The sequence below is a fragment of the Ancylomarina sp. genome (assembly GCF_041555295.1).
GTDB lineage: Bacteria > Bacteroidota > Bacteroidia > Bacteroidales > Marinifilaceae > Ancylomarina.
Genome location: NZ_JBFFKR010000412.1, coordinates 1 through 2,264 on the forward strand (window position 1 = coordinate 1; position 2,264 = coordinate 2,264).

General features: G+C 37.5%; 2 protein-coding genes. Both read left to right on the forward strand.

All coding sequences use genetic code 11. The annotated features are described in order from the left end of the window. Positions 1-807 (forward strand): pyridoxal-phosphate dependent enzyme (locus tag ABY905_RS16575; protein WP_372645887.1); only part of this gene is annotated, 807 nt, incomplete at its 5' end. Between the two features lie 115 nt (positions 808-922). Then, the coding region (locus ABY905_RS16580) for a DUF6377 domain-containing protein (RefSeq protein WP_372645889.1) at positions 923-2,264 on the forward strand (1,342 nt) is incomplete at its 3' end.

Sequence of the window (2,264 nt, forward strand, 5' to 3'; positions counted from 1 at the left end):
ATTCACCCTTTTGATGATCCTAAAACCATAGAAGGACAGGGAACAATTGGTTTGGAAATATTGCAACAATTCAATGAGCCTATTGATTATTTAATTCTGCCTATAGGAGGTGGTGGCCTGGCTTCGGGTGTCGGTGCATGGATAAAAGAGTTTAGTCCCAATACCAAAATTATTGGAGTAGAACCCCAAGGAGCTCCATCTATGAAATTGGCTTTGGATAACAAGTGTAATATAGCTCTCGAAAGCATAGATCGTTTTGTTGATGGAGCAGCCGTTCAGAAAGTGGGGAATCTCACATGGAAAATCTGCGAAAAGGTCTTGGATGATATTTTGGTTGTTCCCGAAGGTCTGATTTGCTCAACGATATTGCGTTTGTATAATGAGGATGCCATAGTTGCTGAACCAGCAGGTGTTTTATCCATTGCAGCTTTGGAGTTGATGGGCGACAAGATTAAGGGCAAGAATGTTGTTTGTGTTCTTAGTGGTAGTAATAACGACATTACCCGAATGGAAGAAATAAAGGAGAGAAGCCTTCTGTACGAAGGGTTGAAACATTATTTCATAGTCCGTTTCCCACAACGATCAGGAGCTCTAAAAGAATTTGTGAACGATGTTCTCGATTCGGGTGACGACATCACCCATTTCGAATACTATAAAAAGAGCAGCCGTGAAAAAGGCCCAGCAGTGATAGGTATAGAGGTTCAGAAACCTGATGCTTTACAACGATTACAAGATAGAATGACGGATCGTAATTTTGTTTTCGAATACCTAAACGATAAAACAGATTTATTTCAATTTATAGTTTAGGCATATATAGTTTAGAGAGAATAGGAGATCGCTTATTGCTAGATCTCCTATTTTTGTTTTTACATTTTATGCCTTACTTTGTGTTCTACATTTATTTCAATACTTACAGTTCAATATGCTAAGGTTTCTCTTTTCTATATTATTCATTCAGTTCATTCTTTGTCAGACTAGCATTGCTCAAACGAATTGGTCTAAGCAATTGGATCATTATATCTCGAAACGCGATGAGATAGATGCTGCCAAGAAGGAGACAATTAAAAACCTCTTGGATGATTTACGATCTACCAGAGAAGAAAGAAATAGTGACAAGGAATTCTCAGCTTTGATGAGGTCAGTGAAGGCTTATGAGTATTTTGTTTACGATTCGGCATTCAAATATGCACAAGCTGCCAATCGCTTGGCTTATAATCTCAAGGATGAGGCCAAGATAGCAGAATCTAAATCGAAGCTTAGTTTAATTATGCTTCTAAAGGGTTTGTATACGTCTTCGATTGACACGATAAAAACGGTTAAATATGAGTTTTTATCTAAGGATAAAAAAAAGGAATTCTACAGTACGGCCTATCGAGCTTACTACGATTTATCGGGCTATTCAAGAGATAAACACTACAGTGAGCAGTATAAAGATTTGGGGCATTACTACAGTCGGAAACTCATTGTCGAATTCCCCAAACCCTCTTTTGAGAAAGTGTTGGGGATGGCTCTTCAGGAGATGGTTAGTGGGGAGTTATTAAAAGCAGAAGAACATTATTTTAATCTTCTGAATAATTTCAAGCTTAATGATCATGAGTCGGCTATTGTCACGTCAGGTTTGGGTTTTATTTATGCTGATAGGAACAAAAAGGAAAAGGCAAAAGAATTTCTGATGAGAGCCAGCATTGGTGATATTAAAGCGGGAATTAAGGAAACAACAGCTTGCAGATCCTTAGCTGAAATTTTCTATAGAGAAGGCGATATTGAAAAGGCTTATCAATACATTCTTTTGGCTAAGGCCGATGCTGATTTTTATGGTTCAGAGCAGCGTAAGTTTGAAATTTCATACACCTTGCCTTTAATTGAATCAGCTCGTTTCCAGAAAGAGAATAAACAGAAAAAAATGGTTGGTCTTATCAGCTTGTTAGTTCTGGCTTTTACCTTGGTTATTCTTCGTCAGTTGCAGAAACTACGCCATGCTCGAAAGGAAATTGAACGAACGAATCAGAATTTAACGCATCTGAATGAATTGCTACGTGAGGCTAGTCGGATTAAAGAGGAATATATCGGTTATTATTTCAACTTCAGTTCTCAATATATCGATAAGCTTGAAGATTTTAAGAAGAGTATTTCCCGACAGTTGATCACCAAATCCTACGATAATATTGAGCAAGAGCTAAAGAAATACAATTCCAAAAAGGAACGCGCACGCTTGTTCGAAGATTTTGATCGGATTTTCCTGAAGTTATTTCCTGATTTTATAC